The organism is Mycobacterium sp. MUNTM1, assembly GCF_054660795.1.
On record NZ_BAAGDE010000013.1, the window covers coordinates 37,552 to 57,926 of the forward strand.

Genomic DNA, 20,375 nt, shown 5'->3' on the forward strand with positions numbered 1-20,375 from the left:
TTCCATGAGCCCGTCGCAATGGCTGGACGTCGCCGTGCTGGCGGTCGCCTTCATCGCGGCGATCTCGGGCTGGCGGTCGGGTGCGCTGGGCTCGTTGCTCTCGTTCGTCGGCGTGTTGCTCGGCGCGATCGCGGGCGTGCTGCTGGCGCCCCACCTGGTCAGCCACATCGCGGCGCCGCGGGCGAAATTGTTTGCCGCACTGTTCCTGATCCTCGCGCTGGTCGTCATCGGCGAGGTGGCCGGTGTCGTGCTGGGACGCGCCGTGCGCGGCGCGATCCGCAGCCGTTCGATCCGCACGGTGGACTCGGTCATCGGGGTGGCGGTCCAGCTCGTCGTGGTCCTGACCGCGGCGTGGCTGTTGGCGACGCCGCTGACCCAGTCCAAGGACCAGCCTGAGCTCGCCGCCGCGGTCCGCGGCTCGCGAGTGTTGGCTCAGGTCAACGACCTGGCGCCGCCCTGGCTCAAGACGGTGCCCAAGCGGCTGTCCGCGCTGCTGAACACCTCCGGGCTGCCGGCGGTGCTGGAGCCCTTCAGCCGCACCCCGGTCATTCCCGTCGCCTCACCCGACCCCGAGCTGGCCGGCAACCCGGTGGTGCAGGCCACCGCGCCGAGCGTGGTCAAGGTGCGCAGCCTGGCGCCCAGTTGCCAGAAAGTGTTGGAGGGCAGCGGATTCGTGATCGCACCCGACCGGGTGATGACCAACGCGCATGTGGTGGCCGGATCCAACAGCGTCCAGATCTACGCCAGCGGCAGTCCGCTGGACGCCACCGTGGTGTCCTACGATCCGGCTGTCGACATCGCGATCCTGGCTGTCCCCAATTTACCGCCGCCCCCACTGGCTTTCGCGCAGGGCGACGCGAAAACCGGTGCCAGCGTGGTAGTCCTGGGGTATCCCGGCGGCGGGAACTTCACCGCAACCCCGGCCAGGATTCGTGAGCTGATCAAGCTGAGCGGGCCCGACATCTACCGGGATCCGGCCCCGGTCACCCGCGACGTCTACACCATCAGAGCCAGTGTGGAGCAAGGCAATTCGGGTGGGCCGTTGATCGACCTCGACGGTCACGTGCTCGGTGTGGTGTTCGGCGCGGCGGTCGACGATCCCGACACCGGGTTCGTGTTGACCGCCGACGAGGTGGCCAGTCAGCTGTCCAGGATCGGCGACACCCAGCTGGTGGGCACCGGCTCCTGCGTCGGCTGAGCTCGCGCGCTATCCGGCTCGGGTCAGGTGCACCTGTTCGAGGAACTTCGTCAGGTGCCGGTTGATTTCCTCGGGCGCCTCCTCGTGGCTGAAATGCCCTGCGCCCGCAATGGATACGTAGCGCCCCTGCGGCGCGTAGCGCCGGGTACGGTCGACCGGGTCGGCGAGCACGTACGGATCCGCCTCGCCGCGCAGGTGTAGCAGCGGCACGCTGAGCTGGTGGCTCATCGACCTCATGAAGCGCCGGCCCTCGTCGCGCAGCTGGCTGCGCGCGGCCCAGCGCTGGTATTCCAGTGCGCTGTGCGCGGCCGCCGGGATCTGAATCGCCGTCCGCAGGTGGCCGATGGTTTCGGAGAAGTCTTCGGAGGCAAGCCATTTGCCGCAGCTGCGACTGCGGACCAGGCGCTCGATCTCGGCGCCGTCGTCCCGGGTCAACACCCGCTCGGGCCACAACGGTATCTGGTATTGCAGCAGCGTCGGCAACAGCGCATAACCCTGGTCGCGCCGCGTCAACGTGGCTCGCCGCAACGCCGCCGGGTGCGGTGAACTGATCAGCGCGATCGCCGACACCAGCCGCGGATGCAGCAGGGCGGTGGCCCAGCACCCCAGTCCGCCGTCGGCGTGGCCCACCAAGGTGGCCGAGGAGTGCCCCAGCGCCCGGATGAGTCCGGCGGTGTCGCCGGCCATCGTCCAGCCGTCGTAGCCGCGGGGCGGCTTATCGCTGCCGCCGTAGCCGCGCAGGTCGACCGCGACCACCCGCGCGCCGCGCAGTCCCCGCAGCTGATGACGCCAGGACCACCAGAACGATCCGAAACCATGCAGCAGCATCACCAGCGGGCGCGCCGTCGCCGGCGGGGCATCGGCGTCGCTCAGCGCCTCGACGACGTGGAAGCGGATGCCGTTGGCGTGCACATCGAGATGGCGCCACGGCCCGTCGATGCGGGTTACCGACGGATCCGGCGGCGCCATCTACCAACCCGATGGATCGCCGGCAGCGCCGTTGCCGGGCTTCGCGTGCCTGCCCTGGGGCTCGGGGAGCGCCTTGGCGCCGGGCGCCTTGTCGTGGCCCGGCGTGAGCGCGCTGCGCGTCTCCTTGACCGATTCGATCGTCTCGCGCGGTCCGCGGATCCGGCGCACCTTGAGGAAGCCGAACAGGGCCAGCACGGCGCCGACCACCACCATGATCCCGAAAACGATCAGGAAGGACGCCCAGCGCCACAGCCAGGTGTCCAGCAACTCGGCGAGGAAGAAGAAGAAAAAGAAGGTGGAGTAGAACAACACCACCAGCGCGGCGATGAAGAAGACGCTGCCGGTGAGACCCTTTTTGACGTCGCGGGTAATTTCGGCGCGGGCCAGTTCGACCTCCGCGCGCACCAACGTGGAGACCTGGGTGGTCGCATCCTTGATCAGGTCACCGATCGACGGCTCGGCGGGTTTGGCATGCGGGTCGGTCAACGGAATCGTGGTCAGGGTGCTGGGCACACCGGTCTTGCCATCGGCTTTGCTCACAGACGGTCCTCTTTCGTCGTCGCCCGGCTCGCTGTCGTCGCGGTTTATGTTGCCATGTGGCGCCTGGACAGGAGAAGCCAGACGAGGCCGGCCGAGCGCGGCGCCGCAGGTTCGGGTGCCCCGCCGCCAGTTCGGTTCGGCCAGAAGGCGGTCGGCGCCGTGGCGGGGCCGTGGTGCTTTCGGAGCGCCAACATCACCTCCCGGCCGATTACACTCGGCCAAGCCGGTCGCGATGTCCGGCCTACCGATAGGAGTGGGGCTGTGCGTAGGGCGCACCGATGCTTCCTGGTGGCGATGGTTGCCCTACTCGTGGCCGCGATGGGTTCGTTTGCCCGCGCCGCCGCCGCTGACGTCCGGATCCCGCTGGGCGGTGGGGCGGGCATCGTCATCAACGGCGACACGATGTGCACCCTGACCACCATCGGCGGCGACGCCGCCGGTGAGCTGATCGGCTTCACCTCCGCGCACTGCGGCGGCCCCGGAGCGCAGGTGGCGGCCGAGGGCGCCGAGAGGGCGGGCGTACTGGGCACCATGGTTTCGGGCAACGACAACCTGGACTACGCGGTGATCAAGTTCGATCCGGCCAAGGTGACACCGGTGGCCAACTACAACGGCTTTGTGATCAGCGGCATCGGACCGGACCCGGCCTTCGGCGAGATCGCCTGCAAGCAAGGCCGAACCACGGGCAATTCGTGCGGCGTCACCTGGGGACCGGGGCAGGACCCGGGCACGATCGTCATGCAGGTCTGCGGCCAGCCGGGTGACTCCGGGGCGCCGGTCACCGTCAACAACCTACTGGTCGGCATGATTCACGGCGCGTTCAGCGACAACCTGCCGACGTGCATCATCAAATACATCCCGCTGCACACCCCGGCGGTGGTGATGTCGTTCAACGCGGCCCTCGCCGACATCAACGCCAAACACCGGCCGGGTGCGGGCTTCAGCCCGCTGCCGGGCTGAGGAGGCAGCGACTACTTCGCCGCCCTGATCGCGTCGAAGACGCCGGGATCCAGCAGCGTCGACGTGTCACCCAGTTCGCGGTTTTCGGCGATGTCGCGCAACAGCCGGCGCATGATCTTGCCGCTGCGGGTCTTGGGCAGTTCGGGCACCACGTGCACCTCGCGCGGGCGAGCGATGGGTGAGATCTCCCGGGCCACCTCGACGCGCAACTCGTCGACGATCCCGTCGTGCACTTGGTAATCCGCGCACAGGACGACGAACGCGCAGATGGCCTGGCCGGTGGTCGAATCGGTCGCCCCGACCACCGCCGCCTCGGCCACCGCGACGTGGCCGACCAGCGCCGACTCCACCTCGGCGGTGGACAGCCGGTGTCCCGACACGTTCATCACGTCGTCGATGCGGCCCACCACCCAGATGGCGCCGTCGCGGTCGTAATAAGCGCTGTCGCCGGCGAAATACCAGCCCTGCTCGGCGAACCGGGACCAGTAGGTCTCAACGTATCGCTGCCGATCGCCCCAGATGCCGCGCAGCATGGACGGCCACGGCTGGTCCAGCACCAGGTAGCCGGTGATGTGCTCGCCCTTGTGGACGCCCGGCACCAGTTGATCGCCGTGGTCGTCGACGATCTTGGCCGAGATGCCCGGCAGCGCCCGCATCGCCGAACCCGGTTTGGCCGCAGCGACTCCCGGCAGCGGGGAGATCATCGTGGCGCCCGTCTCGGTCTGCCACCAGGTGTCGACGATGGGCAGCCGGTCGGCGCCGATCACCTTGCGGTACCAGCGCCATGCCTCGGGGTTGATCGGTTCGCCCACCGAGCCCAGCAGCCTCAGGCTGGACAGGTCGTGTGCGTCCGGGATCTCGCGCCCCCACTTCATGAACGTTCGGATCAGCGTGGGGGCGGTGTAATAGATTGTCACACCGTACTTTTCGATGATCTCGAAGTGCCGGTGCTGGCTGGGTGAGTCCGGTGTGCCCTCGTAGAGGACCTCGGTGACGCCGTTGGCCAGCGGCCCGTACACGCCGTAGGTGTGTCCGGTGACCCAGCCGATGTCGGCGGTGCACCAGAACACGTCGGTTTCGGCCTTGATGTCGAAGACGTAGTAGTGCGTGTAGGCGGCGTGGGTCAGGTAGCCGCCGCTGGTGTGCACGATGCCCTTGGGCTTGCCGGTGGTTCCCGAGGTGTACAGCAGGAACAGTGGCTGCTCGGCGTCGAAGGATTCCGGGGTGTGCTCGGCCGAGGCGGCGTCGACGACCTCGTGCCACCACAGGTCGCGGTCGTCGTTCCAGGACACGTCAATTCCGGTGCGCCGCACCACAAGAACATGCTCGACGGGGCTGTCGCCGCCCTTGACGGCCTCGTCGGCCGCGTCCTTCAACGGCGCCGGCTTGCCGCGGCGGAACTGGCCGTCGCTGGTGATGAGGAGCTTGGCCTGCGCGTCGGCGATCCGGGCCTGCAACGCCTTGGCGGTGAAGCCGGCGAACACCACGCTGTGCATCAGGCCCAGGCGCGCGCAGGCCAGCATCGCGATCACCGCCTCCGGGATCAGCGGCAGGTAGATCGCGACCCGGTCGCCGGCGACCAGACCGAGATCGGTCAGCGCGTTGGCGGCCTTGCACACCTGCGCTTGCAGATCGGAATAGGTCAGGCTGCGTTGATCGCCGACGGGTTCGCCCTCCCAGTGGATGGCGACCCGATCCCCGTACCCTGCCTCCACGTGGCGGTCCACGCAGTTGTACGCGACGTTGAGCTTGCCGTCGGCGAACCACTTCGCGAACGGCGCCTCGGACCAGTCCAGCACCTCGGTGAACGGCGTCGCCCACGACAGCCGATTGGCCTGCTTGGCCCAGAAGGCCAACCGGTCCTGCTCGGCTTCGCGGTAGAGCTCCTCGCCGGCATTGGCCTGCTCGGCGAATTCCGCCGGCGGCGGGTAGGACGACGGGCCTGCGGTATTGGTGGCGGTCACTGGGTTCTCCTGTGTCGAGACTGCGCCGTTCGGTGGCCGACTGCGAGCCTAGCCGTGTGGGGTGTAGCTGTGCGAGTGGTAGCCGCGCGCACCAATCCGGGGTCAAAGCGTGTCCCGATGCCGGATAATCACCTCCTGTGCCGGGTCATGGGCGGGGCATCCGCCGAGTAATCCCCAGCTTTGCCGGGGCCGCAACGATTTACGCGGCGGCCACCGGGCTGGGGTGGCCGGCATCGGCCATGCCCACCGACAACGCCGACGCGCCGACGCCGTGCTGGTCGGACCAGATCGCCGTCACCGCCTCGCCCGCCGAGGCCGCCGTCGGGCATCGCGCGCTGACCCTGATATTCAGCCTCGCCGGCGGCGCCGACCCGTGCACGCTCACCGGATACGCCGGGGTGGACTCGGGTGCGGGCGGACCGTTGCTTCATGCCCAGCCCACGCCGCGCGGATACATGGGCGGCCTGCCGATCGGGGTCAATGAGCCGCCCGCGGTCATCCTGTCGATATCGACGCAGGGGCAGGCGATCGTCGAGAGCATCGCCGTCGACGCCGACGGCAGACCGTGCCCCACCTACTCCGCCCTGATCGTCAATCCGCCGGACACCACCAATGTGGTGACCGTGTCGGCGACCATCGACGCCTGCGCGCTGCAGGTGCATCCGATCACCGCGGTCTGAGCGACGTCAATCCGTTCTGACCAGGCAGTAGACCCGCGCGGGGACGGGGTAGCCGATTCCCCTGCTGTCGGGTGGGCACTGGGACTTGTCGGAGCTGCCGTCGATGCGCTGACTGACTTTGACGTGCATCGGGCTCGATTGGTTGCAGTCGTCCGGTTTCATGCTCACGGCTTCGCCGTCGCGGGTCACCTGGTAGCACTGGTCCTGCCGCAGATTGATCATGAAGCACAGGGTCGTCGAGTGGTTGCTGGCGCGCTCGTAGATCGAGTGGTCCCGTTTGCCGTCGGGGCAGCTCTCCGAGGCGCCCCCCTTGAAGGCGAGTTCGTAGGTCGCGGCCGGGTCGGTGCAGCCGCCGCTTGCGGGAAGGTCGAAATGGTTTGCCGCATAATCGCTTTCGGTGATGCATTGGCCCACTCGCAGCAATGAGTCGGTGTTGTGCCCCGACAGGACCCGCACCGCGTTGCCGAGGATCCCGAAGGTCAGCAGCACGGCCCCGATGGTGATGAGCGTGGTGGCCGACCTCGGCGTCCGCGCCCGCGGCGGATAGCTTGGATAACCCGGATAGGGCGCAGCGGGATAGCCGGGCGGTGGCGGGTAGGGATAGCCGGGGTTGACGGGGAAGCCCGGCGGGTACTGCGGCGGTGGGTAAAAGGGAGCTTGCCGACGGCCGCGGGAGCGCTCCACCAGCCCAATGACCAGGCAGACCAATCCGATTGCGGGCACACCGAGGGAGAACAACAAGCGACCCGCCCGCACCGCCGATTCGTCCGAGGCCAGATACGCCACAGTCACGGCCGAATTCTAATTGGCGAAGCCGTAGCGGGCACTTCACCGTCGTAGGACTTCAGGCCCTAGGGTCGGGTGTCATGCGTCGGATGCGGACACCGGTGGCCTTGCTGGCCCCGGCTGCCGCCGCGATGCTGACGATCGCCTCGCTGACCGGTTGCGGGGGCGGCACCCTGAGCCCGGACCTGGTGGTGGTCAACGGCGGGGAACCGCCGAACCCGCTGATTCCCACCGGCACCAACGACAGCCAGGGCGGCCGGATCCTCGATCGGCTCTTCGCCGGGCTGATGTCCTACGACGCCGCCGGCAATCCGTCGCCGGAGGTCGCCCAGTCGGTCGACACCACCGACAACGTCAACTACCGGATAATCCTCAAACCCGGCTGGACGTTCACCGATGGCTCGCCGGTGACGGCCCATTCCTTCGTCGACGCGTGGAACTACGGGGCGCTGAGCACCAACGCCCAACTGCAGCAGAGCTTTTTCAGCCCCATCGACGGGTTCGACGCCGTCGCCGGGCTGACCGGCGACGGCAAGCCGACGGCCACCACCATGTCGGGCCTACGGGTGATCAACGACCGGGAGTTCACCGTGCGGCTGAAGGCACCCACCATCGACTTCAAGCTGAGGCTGGGGCACAGCGCGTTCTATCCGTTGCCGCAGGCGGCCTTTCGGGACATGAGCGCTTTCGGGCAGCACCCGGTCGGCGACGGACCGTACCGGCTCGCCGACGGTCCCGACGGGCCCGCGTGGGAGCACAACGTCCGGATCGACCTGCGGCCCAACCCCGGGTATCACGGTAACCGCAAGCCGCACAACAAGGGGCTGAGGTTCGAGTTCTATTCCAACCTGGACACCGCCTACGCCGACCTGCTGTCCGGCAATCTCGATGTGCTGGACACCATCCCGTCCAGCGCGTTGACGATCTACCAGCGCGACCTGGGCGGCAACGCCGCCCGCGGTCCCGTCGCCGTCAGCCAGTCCGTCGACACGCCGCTGCGGCTGCCGCACTTCGGGGGCGAGGAAGGCCGGCTGCGCCGGCTGGCGTTGTCGGCGGCCATCAACCGCCCGCAGATCTGTCAGCAGATCTTCAACAACACCCGCAGCCCGGCCCGCGACTTCACCGCCAGCTCGTTGCCGGGATTCGATCCAAATATTCCGGGTAGTGCCGCACTGGACTTCAATCCCGAACGAGCACAACAACTCTGGGACCAGGCCAACGCGATCTCGCCATGGAGCGGGCGGTACGCCATCGCCTACAACGCCGACAGCGGCCATCAGGAATGGGTGGACGCGGTGGCCAACAGCATCAAGAACGTCCTGGGCATCGATGCCGTCGGCGCGCCGCAGCCCACCTTCGCCGGGTTTCGTACCCAGATCACCAACCGCACCATCGACACCGCGTTCCGGGCCGGCTGGATGGGCGACTACCCGTCCATGATCGAATTCCTCGCCCCCCTCTACGCCACCGGAGCGGGATCCAACGACGTCGGCTATTCCAGCCGCGAATTCGACGCCGGCCTGGCCGCCGCCGAGGCGGCTCCCGACCTACGGCAGGCCGCCGCGCTGGTCAACGTCGCACAGCGAATCCTGTTGCGCGACATGCCCGCCGTCCCGCTGTGGTATTACATCGCGGTGGTCGGATGGTCGCCGGAGGTCAGCGCCGTCAAGGTCACCTGGAACGGGCTGCCCGACTACGAGAACATCGTCAAGGCGTGAACATGGGTTGGTACATCGCGCGCAGGATCGCCGTCATGGTGCCCGTCTTCCTGGGCGCCACGCTGCTGATCTACGGCATGGTCTTCCTGCTGCCCGGCGACCCGCTGGCCGCCATCGCCGGCGATCGCCCGCTGACGCCGGCCGTGGCCGCCGCGCTGCGCGCTCGCTATCACCTCGACGATCCCTTCATCGTGCAGTACCTGCGCTACCTGGGCGGCGTTGTGCACGGCGACCTGGGCCGAGCCTATTCCGGCTTGCCGGTCAGTGCCGTTCTCGCCCATGCGTTTCCGGTCACGATCCGGCTCGCCGTGATCGCCTTGGTCGTCGAGGCGGTGCTGGGCGTCGGGTTCGGCGTGATTTCCGGGCTGCGCCAGGGAGGACTCTTCGATGCCACGGTGCTGATCGCCGGGCTGATCATCATTGCGATCCCGATCTTCGTGCTGGGCTTCCTGGCCCAATTCCTGTTCGGCGTCAAGCTGGGGATCGCGCCGGTCACCGTCGGCGAACGGGCGACCTTCGCGCGCCTGCTGCTCCCCGGAATCGTCTTGGGCTCAGTCTCATTCGCCTACATCGTCCGGCTGACCCGATCGGCGGTGGCCGCCAATGCGCACGCCGACTATGTCCGCACCGCCACCGCCAAGGGGCTGTCGCGCCCGCGCGTGGTGACCGTGCACATCCTGCGCAACTCGCTGATCCCGGTCGTGACGTTCCTGGGCGCCGACCTGGGGGCGCTGATGGGCGGGGCCATCGTGACCGAAGGCATCTTCAACATCCACGGCGTGGGCGGCGTGCTCTACCAGGCCGTCACCCGCCAGGAGGCACCCACGGTGGTCTCCATCGTGACCGTCCTGGTGCTCATCTATCTGGTCACCAACCTGGTGGTGGACCTGCTCTACGCCGCGCTGGACCCGAGGATCCGCTATGGCTGAGCATTCCGGCTTTTGGGGGGAGACCTGGCGAAAGCTGCACCGCCGTCCGAAGTTCATCGTCGCCGCCGTGCTGATCTTGCTCATCCTTGCCGTCGCACTGTGTCCCGGGTTGTTCGCCCACGCCGACCCCGGCTATGCCGATCCCAGCCAAAGCCTGCGCAGCCCGTCGGCGGCGCACTGGTTCGGGACGGACCTGCAGGGCCACGACATCTACACCCGCACCATCTACGGCGCCCGCGCGTCGGTGACGGTCGGGCTGGGCGCCACGCTGCTGGTGTTCGTCGTCGGCGGGGTGTTGGGCGCGCTGGCCGGCTTCTACGGGGGTTGGCTCGACGCCGTCGTCTCCCGTGTCACCGACGTCTTTTTCGGGCTACCCCTGCTGCTGGCCGCGATCGTGCTGATGCAGGTTCTGCACCATCGCACGGTGTGGACAGTGATCGCCATCCTGGCCCTTTTCGGCTGGCCGCAGATAGGCAGGATCGCTCGCGGCGCGGTGCTGGAGGTGCGGGGCAGCGATTACGTGCTCGCGGCTAAAGCGCTGGGGATGAGCAGGTTTCAGACGCTGCTCCGCCACGCCCTGCCCAACGCGGTGGGACCGGTGATCGCGATGTCCACAATCGCACTCGGCGCCTTCATCGTCACCGAGGCCACGCTGTCCTACCTCGGCGTCGGCCTGCCGAGTTCGGTGGTGTCCTGGGGCGGCGACATCAACCTCGCCCAGACGCGGCTGCGCGCCGGATCGCCGATCCTGTTCTATCCCGCCGGCGCGCTGGCGATGACGGTGCTCGCGTTCATGATGATGGGCGACGCGCTGCGCGACGCCCTGGATCCGGCCTCGCGGGCCCGGCGCCCGTGAGTACCGCCCTGCTGACGGTCGAGGGCCTGGAGGTCCGGTTCGGCGACCACGCCCCGGCGGTGGCCGGAGTGGATCTGAGCGTCCAGCGTGGCCAGACCGTCGCCGTGGTCGGCGAGTCGGGGTCCGGCAAGTCCACCACGGCCGCCGCGATCCTCGGGTTGCTGGCCCCGGGAGGACGAATCACGGCCGGCCGCATCGTGTTTGACGGGATCGACATCACGTCGGCGGATCGGCGGCTGCTGCGGTCCATCAGGGGCCGTCGCATCGGCTACGTGCCGCAAGACCCGATGACCAACCTCAACCCCGTGTGGAAGGTCGGCTTTCAGATACGGGAAGCGTTGCGGGCCAACACCGATGGCCGTCAGGCGCGGCGGCGGGCGGTGGAACTGCTCGCCCAGGCCGGCATGCCGGATCCGGCCAAGCAGGCGGCCAGGTACCCACACCAACTGTCGGGAGGTATGTGCCAGCGCGCGCTGATCGCCATCGGGTTGGCGGGCCGCCCGCAACTGCTGATCGCCGACGAGCCGACGTCGGCCCTGGACGTCACGGTGCAGCGCCAGGTCCTCGACCATCTGCAGCGGCTCACCGCCGAACTGGGCACCGCGCTGCTGCTGATCACGCACGATCTGGCGCTGGCCGCCGAACGGGCGGAGCGCGTCGTCGTCGTCCACCGCGGCGCCGTCGTGGAAACCGGTGCCGCACAGACGATTCTGCGGGAGCCCCAACACGAGTACACCCAGCGGTTGGTGGCCGCGGCTCCGTCCCTGACGCGCGCGAGCCGGCCGACGCCCACCCCGGCCGACGACATCCTGATCGCCTCGGAGCTGACCAAGGTCTACCGGGATTCGCACGGTGCGCCGTGGCGGCGCGGCGAGTTCCGCGCCGTCGACGCGGTGTCGTTCCGGCTGCAACGGGCCCGCACGCTGGCCATCGTCGGCGAATCCGGCTCGGGAAAGTCGACGGTGGCCCGCATCGCCCTGGGCCTGCTCCAACCCACTTCCGGCACAGTCGTTTTCGACGGCATCCAGATTTCCGACGCGACGAACCGGGACGCGATGATGGCCTTTCGTCGGCGCGTGCAACCGGTGTTCCAGAACCCGTACAGCAGCCTGGACCCCATGTACTCGGTGTTCCGCGCCATCGAGGAACCGCTGCGGATCCACCGCGTGGGAGACCGCCGACACCGCGAGAAAACGGTGCGCGAGCTCGTCGACCAGGTGGCACTGCCGTCGTCGGTGCTGAGCAGGTTGCCGCGCGAGCTCTCGGGCGGACAACGTCAGCGGGTCGCGATCGCGCGGGCGTTGGCGCTGCGGCCCGAGGTGCTGGTCTGCGACGAGGCGGTGTCGGCGCTCGACGTGCTGGTGCAGGCGCAGATCCTCGATTTGCTGGCCGAGCTGCAGGCCGAGCTCGGCCTGGCGTACCTGTTCATCAGCCACGACCTGGCGGTGATCCGGCAGATCGCCGACGACGTCCTGGTGATGCGGGCGGGCCGCGTCGTCGAGCACGCGCCCACCGAGCAGCTGTTCACCGAGCCCGGGCACGACTACACCCGGCAGTTGCTGGACGCCATCCCGCATGCGCCGAAATCCGACGGGGATAGGTTGTGAAGTTGTGACAGCTGATCCGCTGGCCCCCCTGATGGAGCTGCCCGGCGTCGCCGAGGCCAGTGACCGCGCCCGCGACGCGCTAGGTCGTGCCCACCGCCACCGTGCCAACCTGCGCGGCTGGCCCGTGACCGCCGCCGAGGCGGCGCTGCGGGCGGCGCGCGCGTCGTCGGTGCTGGACGGTGGCCCGGTCCGGCTGGAGGATCTCGCCGACGCCGGGCAGATCAGCGATCCGGTGTTCGCCGGGGCGCTGCGGGTGGCCCAGGCGCTGGAGGGCGGCGAAGGCCCGGTCGTCGCCATCTGGCGACGGGCGCCGCTGCAGGCACTGGCCCGCCTGCACGTGCTGGCCGCGGCGGAGCAGGTCGACGACGAGCGGTTGGGTCGCCCGCGCGCGGACGCCGGCGTGGGCCCGCGACTGGAATTGTTGGCCGACTTGGTGAATGGGCGCACCCGGGTGCCGGCGCCGGTGCTTGCCGCCGTCGCCCACGGTGAACTGCTCACGCTGAAGCCGTTCGGCAGCTCTGACGGTGTGGTGGCCCGGGCGGTGTCGAGATTGGTGACCATCGCCAGTGGGCTGGACCCGCACGGGCTGGGCGTGCCCGAGGTCAGCTGGATGCGCCAACCGGCCGCGTATCGCGATGCCGCGCAGGGATTCGCCGACGGCACACCGCAGGGCGTGGGGGCCTGGCTGGTGCTGTGTTGCCGGGCGATGAAAGCCGGTGCGCAAGAGGCCGTGTCGATTGCCGAGTCGATGTCGAACCGGTAGCTGAAGGCCGGGAAACACTCGCCGCAATTTATCCGAAAAATGGTAGAGCGGGCGACGTTCCGAATGTTCGGTCCGCCGCCCGCTAGCACGGGGCCCGGTTACCAAGCGTGCATCTCGGGGCTGCGTGGGTTGGCCTCGGCGATCTTGCGACGCTTACGGTTGCAACCCCACCCAAAGGGTCGTCGATACCTTCGGCATCTTCGCAATTTCGCAGGCCCGCAACACTTCTGCCATCTTCGCGGCTATGACTCCGCGTGGGTGCCGAGCACCGTGCTGGGGGCCCGGGTCGGGAGGACGAACCTTCTCTTCCGGCTCGACCTTGGCCTCACCGGGCTTCCGTGGTTCCTTTGTACTACTAGACCCCTAGCACAGCAAGGGCCAATTGGCGAATAGCGCCGAATCCATTTTGGATTGCGCGTTTAACGAGTTTGCTGCCGCGCGACGCGGCGCTCAGAACGCGTAGCGGCGCAACAACGAATACGTCACCGCGCCGGCGGCCAGCGCGCTGATGCCCACCGCGGCCGTCGTGGCGATCGCGGCACCGGACGGCGCGGGGATGCGGTCGCGCAAGGACACCGGCCGGGAGAACGAGATCACGGGCCAGCCGCGTTCGACGGCTTCGCGGCGCAACCCGCGGTCGGGATTGACCACGCTGGGATGACCGACGGCCTCGAGCATCGGCAGATCGGTGATCGAGTCGGAATAGGCGTAGCAATGTTCCAGCGGGTAGCCCTCGCGCGCGGCGAGCTCGCGGATCGCCTGCACCTTGCCCTCGCCGTAGCAGTAGAACGCGATCTCGCCGGTGTACCGACCGTCCTCGACGACCATCCGGGTCGCCATCGCGTGGGTGGCACCGAGGGCCCGGGCGATGGGGGCGACGATTTCCTCGCCGGAGGCCGATACCACCACGACGTCCCGCCCGCACAACTTGTGGGCGGCGATCAGGTCGGCCGCCTCCGCGAACACCAGCGGGGTCACGATGTCGTGCAACGTCTCGTTGACGATCGACTTGACCTGTTCGACGTCCCAACCGGTGCACATATTGGTCATGTGCGCGCGCATCCGATCCATCTGGTCATGATCAGCGCCGGAGAGCAGATAGATGAACTGCGCGTAGCTGGACTTGAGCACGGCGCGGCGGTTGAGCAGGCCCTGGTTGAAAAACGGTTTGCTGAACGCCAGGGTGCTGGACTTGGCGATGATCGTCTTGTCCAGGTCGAAGAAGGCCGCCGTTCGGGCGTGGGGAGCGGCGCTCGCCGCTGATTGCTCCGAGGCCGACTGCTCCGCGGTGGGGTCGAAGACGGTCACCGACCCAGCATAGGTCGCCGATCCCGTTGGGCCGCGATCCCGCGCTCGAAATGGCCGCTCAGAGGGTTCGGCGGGCCGCCCAAGCAGTGTTTACGCGGCTCAAGCTGTCTTTTCAGAAAATGATGTCTTGCGTTACTGCGGCTTGTCATGTGTATAGTAAGCATTACTCGGCCTGAGCCGAGGGTGTATCAGCCCGACCCCCCGGGGCTGATGCACGACGACCCTCGCCTCCTCCCCCCCTGGCGGGGGTCGTCCCTTTTCTACGGTCGGTTTCTTCTCGCCGGACGGCGCCGGGCCCGGCTCCCGGTGCGTTGCGGGAAGGTGTGTCCGTCGTCGCTGGCGGCGTCCCCCCGCGATGCGTTTGTGCACACTCGCGTCTCTATCCACAAATCCGCATTTGGGACTGTTGTGCCAAGGTCACGGCCCCGCACAGTGGTCGGGTGGCCAGCAGCTCCGGAGTTGACGCGACGGGTTCCGTGGGTGTCTTGGCGATGCTCGCGGAGCCCGACCTGCGCGCCGAATTGGATCGGGTGGCGGCTGCCGCCGGTGTCCGGGCGGTGCATACCGGTGACGGTTCGCCGGTCAGCCGCAAGAGTTGGGCGGCGGCCGCGGCCGTCGTGCTGGACGCGCGGGCGGCGGCGCGCTGCGCGCGGTGGGCGCTGCCGCGCCGCGATCACGTGACCGTGCTGACGGTCGCCGAACCGGAGACGGCGACGTGGGCGGCCGCCGTCGGGGTCGGCGCCGAACTCGTGTTGCGGCTGCCCGGGCAGGAAGCGGATCTGGTCCGCGCCCTCGCCGAGGCCGCCGAATCGTCGCGTGACGACGGGGCACGCGGCCACGCGGTGGCCGTCATCGGGGGTTGCGGCGGAGCGGGCGCCTCCCTGCTCGCGGTCGCCCTGGCCCAGGCCGCCACGGACGCGTTGTTGGTGGACCTCGACCCCTGGGGCGGCGGCCTCGACTTGTTGCTGGGCGGCGAAAGCGCGCCGGGGCTGCGCTGGCCGGATCTGGCATTGCAGGGCGGGCGGCTGAACTGGTCGGCCGTGCGCGACGCGCTGCCGCGGCACCGCGGGGTCAGCGTGCTGTCCGGCACCCGGCGCGGTCACGAGCTGGACGCCGGGCCGGTGCACGCCATCATCGACGCCGGCCGGCGCGGCGCGGTCAGCGTCATCTGCGACCTTCCCCGTCGTCTCACCGACGCGACCCAAGCCGCGCTGAGCGCGTCCGATCTGGTCGTCGTCGTCAGCCGCTGCGACGTGCGGGCGTGCGCGGCGACCGGCGCGCTGGCGCCGGTCCTGGCGTCCATCAATCCCAATGTCGGCCTGGCGGTGCGGGGCCCGTCGCCCGCCGGACTGCGGCCGGCCGAGATCGCCGAGATCGCCGGCCTGCCGCTGTTGGCCTCGATCAAAGCGCAGCCGCAGCTCGCCGAGCAGATCGACCGCGGCGGCCTCCGGTTAGGGCGGCGCTCGGCCCTCACGGTGGCGGCCCGACAAGTGCTCGGCGTGCTCCCACCCGCCGGGTCGCGACGGAATGGCAAGGCGGCGTGAGCGATTCGCTGATCGAACGGGTCCGTGAGCGACTGGCCGGCGAGGCCGGCCCGCTGCGGCCGGCCGTGGTGGCCGCAGCGATCAGGGCCGAGTCCGGCGGGATGCTCGGCGACACCGAGGTCCTGGCCAACCTGCGGGTGCTGCAGACCGAACTGACCGGCGCGGGCATCCTCGAACCGCTGCTGTGCGCGGATGGCACCACCGACGTGTTGGTCACCGCACCGGACGCGGTGTGGGTTGACGACGGCACCGCCTTGCGGCGCAGCGAGATTCGCTTCCCCGACGAGGCCGCGGTGCGGCGGTTGGCGCAGCGGCTGGCGCTGGCCGCCGGCCGGCGCCTGGACGACGCGCAGCCCTGGGTCGACGGCGAGCTGACCGGAATCGGCACCGGGGGCTTCGCGGTGCGGCTGCACGCGGTGCTGCCGCCGGTGGCGGCCGCGGGCACCTGCCTGTCGCTGCGCGTCTTGCGGCCCGCCAGCCAGGACCTGGCGGCCCTGACCGCCGCCGGCGCGATCGATCCCGCGGCCGCCGCCCTGGTCACCGACATCATCGACGCCCGGCTGGCGTTCCTGGTCAGCGGCGGCACCGGCGCGGGCAAGACCACACTGCTCGCCGCGATGCTGGGCGCGGTGCCGCCGGGCGAACGGATCGTGTGCGTCGAGGATGCTGCGGAGCTGGCGCCGCGGCACCCGCACCTGGTGAAGCTGGTCGCGCGGTGCGCCAACGTGGAAGGCGTCGGCGAGGTTCCGGTGCGCGAGCTGGTCCGGCAGGCGCTGCGAATGCGGCCCGACCGCATCGTGGTCGGCGAGGTCAGGGGCGCCGAAGTCGTGGATTTGCTGGCGGCGCTCAACACCGGTCACGACGGCGGCGCGGGCACTGTGCACGCGAACAGCCCCGGGGAGGTGCCCGCCCGCCTGGAAGCCTTGGGCGCGCTCGGCGGCCTCGGCCGCGCCGCGCTGCACAGCCAACTCGCCGCGGCGGTGCAGGTGGTGCTGCACGTCGAGCGCGACCGCGGCGGCCGGCGGCGGCTCGGCGAAATCGCCGCGCTGCACAACGATCACGGCCGGGTGCGCGCGGTCACCGTGTGGCATGCGGATCGGGGGATGACGGATGCCGCCCCGCGGTTGCGCCACCTGCTGTGCAGCCGGATGCCGGCATGAACGGCCCGCTGGCCGGCGCGCTGCTGTTGGCGCCGGCGCTCATCGTCGCTCGGCCGTCGCCGCGCCGACGCCTGTCGCCCTCGCCGCGCCGGCGGCTTCCGGCGGTCGGGCTTCGCGGGGTGGGGGGCGTCGCCGCGGGTATCGGCTGCTTGGCCGTTGTGGTGCTGCCGCTGACCACCGTCCTGTGCCTCGCGGTCGTGGGCGCGACCGCGGCTCTGCGATATCGGCGCCGCCGACGCTTCCGGCGTGCCACGGCCGAGGGCGACGCGCTGCAATCCGCGCTCGAGGTGCTGGCCGGTGAATTGCGGGCCGGTTCGCATCCGGTGCGCGCGTTCAGCGTCGCCGCCGACGACACCGCCGGCACGGTCGCGGCGTCGCTGCGGTCGGTGGCGGCGCGGGCCCGGCTGGGAGCCGACGTCGGGGCCGGCCTGGCCGCCGCGGCCCGCGGCTCGGCGCTGCCGGTGCACTGGGAGCGGCTCGCGCTGTGCTGGCGGCTGGCCAGCGACAACGGGCTGGGTATTGCCACCCTGATGCGCGCCGCGCAGCGGGACATCGCTGAGCGGCAACGGTTCTCGGCCCGCGTCTCGTCGAGCATGGCCGGCGCGCGGGCAACCGCGACGATATTGGCCGCGCTGCCGGTGCTGGGCATGTTGCTGGACCAGTTGATCGGGGCCCGGCCATTGAGTTTCTTGCTCGGCGGCCACGCGGGCGGGTGGCTGTTGCTCGTCGGTTCGACGCTGGCCTGCGTCGGCCTGCTGTGGGCGGATCGCATCGCCGACGGGGTGGCGTCATGAGGGGCGGCGCATGAACCTCGTGGCGGTGCTGCTGGCCGTGGCGCTGTGGGTCGGCCCCGGTCCGTCGTTGGTGCGCGGCCGTGCCGGGACGCCGATGCGTGGCGCTCGACGGCCGCGAGGCCGGGCCCCGGCGCGCGGACCGGATCCGCTGGCGTTCGCCTCCTGCCTGGACGTGCTGGCCGTGTGCCTGGCGGCGGGAATGGCGGTGTCGACGGCCGCCGCGGCGGCGGCCCCCTCCGCGCCGCCGAAGCTGGCCGGGGTGTTGCGCCGCGCCGCCGACCTGCTCGCGCTCGGCGCCGATCCCGCTGTCGCCTGGTCTGTTTCGCCCAGTCCGCAGCACGCGGCCGATCCGCAGATCGATGCGCTGCTGCGGTTGGCCAGGCGTTCGGCGTCCTCGGGCGCGGCGCTGGCCGACGGTGTCGCCGAGCTGGCCGAGGAGTCCCGCCACGACGCCGCGCACGCTGCGACCGCCGCGGCCGAGCGGGCCGGCGTGCTGATCGCCGGACCGTTGGGCCTGTGCTTCCTGCCGGCGTTCGTCTGCCTGGGCATTGTGCCGGTGGTGGCCGGTCTGGCCGGTGATGTCTTGCAGTCGGGCCTGCTGTGAAACGAAAGGAAACGATTGATGGTCAACATGTTTCGCGAATTCTCGGCGCGTCTGGCCGTGCTGGTGGTCGACGAGTCGGGCATGTCGACGGTCGAGTACGCCATCGGCACCATCGCGGCGGCCGCCTTCGGCGCGGTGCTCTACACCGTCGTCACCGGCGACTCGATCGTCTCGGCGCTGACCAACATCATCGGTCGCGCGCTCAACACCAAGGTATAGCCGGCGGTGCCGGTGCCTCCACCGTGGAGGCGGCACTGGGCATCGCCGCGCTCGTGGTGGTGCTGGTGCTGTGCCTGGCCGGTGTCAGCGCGGTGTCGATGCAGGTGCGCTGTGTCGACGCCGCCCGCGAGGCCGCCCGGCTGGCGGCCCGCGGCGACGAACGCTCCGCGGTGGCCGCCGCGCGCCGGCTGGCGCCCGGTGGTGCGCGAATCGACCTGCACCGCGACGGCGACTTCCTGGTGGCGACCGTCGTCGCGCATTCGAAGTTGTTGCCCACCATCGACATTGCGGCCAAAGCCGTCTCGGCGGCCGAGCCGTCGCGGTGAGCGGGGCTCGGCCACGCTGGTCGCGGCCTGGATGGTCGCGGCGCTGCTGGCGGTGACCGGCGCCGGCGCGTACCTGGGTTCGGCGGTGGTGGCGCGGCACCGCGCGCAGGCCGTCGCCGACTTGGCCGCCTTGGCGGGCGCGGCGCGGCTGACTTCGGGAGCGGATGCGGCCTGCGCCGGCGCCGCGGGCGTGGCGCGCCGGATGCGGGTCGACGACATCGGCTGTGCGGTGGATGGTCTCGATGTCATCGTCACCGCGCGGGTAGCCGTCGCGTTCGGCGGAGCGGCGCGGGCGGCCGCGCGGGCCGGGTGGGCGACCGGAGGTTCCGACTAGGGCGCCGCGTCGGGGCCCGGTGACAATCCCGCGGTGACCAGTTCCTCGTCGGTGGGCAGACGCAGCGAGACCAGTCCGGCGTACGTATCGGCTTCGAGTTCCACCCGGTTGACGGTGACGTGCACCGGCACCCAATCCCCGTCGTGCCCGGGCATCCGCAACACCCGGCTGGTGGCACCCCCACTGAATTCCCTTGTCATGGTGGACATCAGGTCGTGGTCATCGGGGTGAACCCGCGGCTTGCCGGTCTCACTGCTGCGCCAGTCGTAGAACGTGCAGGGCTCGTCGAGCCATTTCAGCAACGACCAGGTGTTGAGGTCGATCAGCGCCCGGTGCACCCCGGCCTGGGCCAGACCGCTGAGGATCCGTTGCGCCAGATCATCGGTCGACACCTCCGGACCCCTGAGCTCGGACTGCCAGTTCATCGCCCGCGCCACCAAGTGCTCCCGGCCGTCGAGACCCGGTTCCAGAATCGTGCGTGCGACAAAACCAATCCGGATCGCCTCTCCCCGCCAGTCGGTGAGATCCCAGGTGCTGCACAGTGTTTGGTCGGGCTTGGCCTTGACCGCCATGGCAAGCACCTTGGTCTCGTTCGGGTTGAGCTCACGGGAGGGCAGGTCTTCGGCGAAGGCCCTGCCGAAGGTGACCTCGACTTCGGGATTCTTCCCGCTGTTGATCAGCGATTCGCGGGTGTCGGTGGCCACTCCGAGGGTCAGATCCCACTTCAGGGGCCCCGGGATCGGCCGCTCGGGCGGCTCGACGTCGGCGGGACCGGTCCAGACGTGCACGCCGTGAATGAAGCCGTCGGACATCACCACCGGTTCGGTGCGAATGATGCGGTCCCGCTTGGTCGTGATGCTGGTAAGGGCCTGGCCGGTCTGCACCGACTCGGCGATCGCCGTGCGGACCGCGGCCAGAAAGGGGCTGCGGCGCAGGAATGTGGTGATGGGGACGAGGTTTTTGAGCTGGCGACCCTGCGCCACCACGGTGGGATCACCCCCGAGTGTCTCCACGAGCAACCAGTCGTGGGCCATGCGGCCGATTTTACGGTGAGGCGACGGGGCGGGGGAATGCGGCCGATTTCGCCGGGCGCCGAAGGCCCCGCCGCCGGCATCC

General features: G+C 69.9%; 21 protein-coding genes. 15 read left to right on the forward strand and 6 right to left on the reverse strand.

Features of this window, described 5'->3' with window-relative positions; translation table 11 throughout:
• Window positions 1-4: 4 nt before the first annotated feature.
• Window positions 5-1,198 (forward strand): acid resistance serine protease MarP, encoded by a 1,194-nt coding sequence (gene marP / locus ACYQ8K_RS09815; protein WP_459968569.1) that lies wholly within the window; start codon window positions 5-7, stop codon window positions 1,196-1,198.
• Between the two features lie 9 nt (window positions 1,199-1,207).
• Here the strand turns inward: marP and ACYQ8K_RS09820 are convergent, their stop codons facing one another.
• A complete protein-coding gene (locus tag ACYQ8K_RS09820; protein ID WP_459968433.1) occupies window positions 1,208-2,167 on the reverse strand; it encodes an alpha/beta fold hydrolase in 960 nt (319 codons plus the stop codon).
• Window positions 2,168-2,707, reverse strand: a complete 540-nt coding sequence (locus ACYQ8K_RS09825) for a phage holin family protein (RefSeq protein ID WP_459968435.1) — start codon at window positions 2,705-2,707, stop codon at window positions 2,168-2,170.
• 261 nt (window positions 2,708-2,968) lie between these two features.
• Between ACYQ8K_RS09825 and ACYQ8K_RS09830 the strand changes: the two genes are divergently transcribed.
• Window positions 2,969-3,667, forward strand: a complete 699-nt coding sequence (locus tag ACYQ8K_RS09830; protein WP_459968437.1) for a S1 family peptidase — start codon at window positions 2,969-2,971, stop codon at window positions 3,665-3,667.
• An 11-nt stretch (window positions 3,668-3,678) separates the two neighbouring features.
• Here the strand turns inward: ACYQ8K_RS09830 and acs are convergent, their stop codons facing one another.
• Window positions 3,679-5,631 (reverse strand): acetate--CoA ligase, encoded by a 1,953-nt coding sequence (gene acs / locus ACYQ8K_RS09835; protein ID WP_459968438.1) that lies wholly within the window; start codon window positions 5,629-5,631, stop codon window positions 3,679-3,681.
• A gap of 137 nt (window positions 5,632-5,768) precedes the next feature.
• Between acs and ACYQ8K_RS09840 the strand changes: the two genes are divergently transcribed.
• Entirely contained in the window at window positions 5,769-6,311 is a 543-nt protein-coding gene (locus ACYQ8K_RS09840; protein ID WP_459968440.1) for a DUF4232 domain-containing protein, read from the forward strand.
• Between the two features lie 6 nt (window positions 6,312-6,317).
• Here the strand turns inward: ACYQ8K_RS09840 and ACYQ8K_RS09845 are convergent, their stop codons facing one another.
• Entirely contained in the window at window positions 6,318-7,103 is a 786-nt protein-coding gene (locus ACYQ8K_RS09845) for an LppU/SCO3897 family protein (RefSeq protein WP_459968442.1), read from the reverse strand.
• A gap of 83 nt (window positions 7,104-7,186) precedes the next feature.
• Between ACYQ8K_RS09845 and ACYQ8K_RS09850 the strand changes: the two genes are divergently transcribed.
• From ACYQ8K_RS09850 to ACYQ8K_RS09870, 5 genes are read left to right on the forward strand one after another with little or no spacing between them, the layout of a single operon-like run.
• Window positions 7,187-8,815: a peptide ABC transporter substrate-binding protein gene (locus ACYQ8K_RS09850; RefSeq protein ID WP_459968443.1), complete on the forward strand. Its 1,629-nt coding sequence runs from the start codon at window positions 7,187-7,189 to the stop codon at window positions 8,813-8,815.
• A 2-nt stretch (window positions 8,816-8,817) separates the two neighbouring features.
• Window positions 8,818-9,744 carry an ABC transporter permease gene (locus ACYQ8K_RS09855; protein WP_459968445.1) on the forward strand — a complete coding sequence of 309 codons (927 nt, stop codon included), beginning with the start codon at window positions 8,818-8,820 and terminating at the stop codon, window positions 9,742-9,744.
• Window positions 9,737-10,600 carry an ABC transporter permease gene (locus tag ACYQ8K_RS09860; RefSeq protein WP_459968447.1) on the forward strand — a complete coding sequence of 288 codons (864 nt, stop codon included), beginning with the start codon at window positions 9,737-9,739 and terminating at the stop codon, window positions 10,598-10,600. Before ACYQ8K_RS09855 ends, ACYQ8K_RS09860 begins: the two co-directional genes overlap by 8 nt.
• Window positions 10,597-12,207 (forward strand): dipeptide ABC transporter ATP-binding protein, encoded by a 1,611-nt coding sequence (locus ACYQ8K_RS09865; RefSeq protein ID WP_459968449.1) that lies wholly within the window; start codon window positions 10,597-10,599, stop codon window positions 12,205-12,207. The genes ACYQ8K_RS09860 and ACYQ8K_RS09865 overlap by 4 nt, the downstream gene beginning before the upstream one ends.
• Window positions 12,208-12,211: 4 nt before the next feature.
• Window positions 12,212-12,970 (forward strand): Fic family protein, encoded by a 759-nt coding sequence (locus tag ACYQ8K_RS09870; protein ID WP_459968450.1) that lies wholly within the window; start codon window positions 12,212-12,214, stop codon window positions 12,968-12,970.
• Between the two features lie 450 nt (window positions 12,971-13,420).
• On the opposite strand, the gene ACYQ8K_RS09875 is transcribed toward ACYQ8K_RS09870, so the two are convergent.
• Window positions 13,421-14,278 (reverse strand): HAD-IB family hydrolase, encoded by an 858-nt coding sequence (locus ACYQ8K_RS09875; RefSeq protein WP_459968452.1) that lies wholly within the window; start codon window positions 14,276-14,278, stop codon window positions 13,421-13,423.
• Between the two features lie 491 nt (window positions 14,279-14,769).
• On the opposite strand from ACYQ8K_RS09875, the gene ssd reads away from it, so the two are divergent.
• From ssd to ACYQ8K_RS09910, 7 genes are read left to right on the forward strand one after another with little or no spacing between them, the layout of a single operon-like run.
• Entirely contained in the window at window positions 14,770-15,822 is a 1,053-nt protein-coding gene (ssd, locus tag ACYQ8K_RS09880) for a septum site-determining protein Ssd (protein WP_459968571.1), read from the forward strand.
• Window positions 15,819-16,982: a TadA family conjugal transfer-associated ATPase gene (locus tag ACYQ8K_RS09885; RefSeq protein ID WP_459968453.1), complete on the forward strand. Its 1,164-nt coding sequence runs from the start codon at window positions 15,819-15,821 to the stop codon at window positions 16,980-16,982. The genes ssd and ACYQ8K_RS09885 overlap by 4 nt, the downstream gene beginning before the upstream one ends.
• Complete coding sequence (locus ACYQ8K_RS09890; RefSeq protein WP_459968455.1) at window positions 16,979-17,776, forward strand: type II secretion system F family protein; 798 nt, start codon at window positions 16,979-16,981, stop codon at window positions 17,774-17,776. The genes ACYQ8K_RS09885 and ACYQ8K_RS09890 overlap by 4 nt, the downstream gene beginning before the upstream one ends.
• A gap of 10 nt (window positions 17,777-17,786) precedes the next feature.
• Window positions 17,787-18,380: a type II secretion system F family protein gene (locus tag ACYQ8K_RS09895; RefSeq protein ID WP_459968457.1), complete on the forward strand. Its 594-nt coding sequence runs from the start codon at window positions 17,787-17,789 to the stop codon at window positions 18,378-18,380.
• Window positions 18,381-18,398: 18 nt separating this feature from the next.
• Window positions 18,399-18,599, forward strand: a complete 201-nt coding sequence (locus tag ACYQ8K_RS09900; RefSeq protein ID WP_459968459.1) for a DUF4244 domain-containing protein — start codon at window positions 18,399-18,401, stop codon at window positions 18,597-18,599.
• Window positions 18,600-18,622: 23 nt separating this feature from the next.
• Complete coding sequence (locus ACYQ8K_RS09905) at window positions 18,623-18,925, forward strand: TadE family type IV pilus minor pilin (protein WP_459968461.1); 303 nt, start codon at window positions 18,623-18,625, stop codon at window positions 18,923-18,925.
• A gap of 31 nt (window positions 18,926-18,956) precedes the next feature.
• On the forward strand, window positions 18,957-19,259 hold the full coding sequence (locus ACYQ8K_RS09910; RefSeq protein ID WP_459968463.1) for an Rv3654c family TadE-like protein: 303 nt from the start codon (window positions 18,957-18,959) through the stop codon (window positions 19,257-19,259).
• Here ACYQ8K_RS09910 and ACYQ8K_RS09915 read toward each other — a convergent pair.
• Window positions 19,256-20,293 carry a PAS domain-containing protein gene (locus tag ACYQ8K_RS09915; protein ID WP_459968465.1) on the reverse strand — a complete coding sequence of 346 codons (1,038 nt, stop codon included), beginning with the start codon at window positions 20,291-20,293 and terminating at the stop codon, window positions 19,256-19,258. The genes ACYQ8K_RS09910 and ACYQ8K_RS09915 overlap by 4 nt on opposite strands.
• Between the last annotated feature and the right edge of the window lie 82 nt (window positions 20,294-20,375).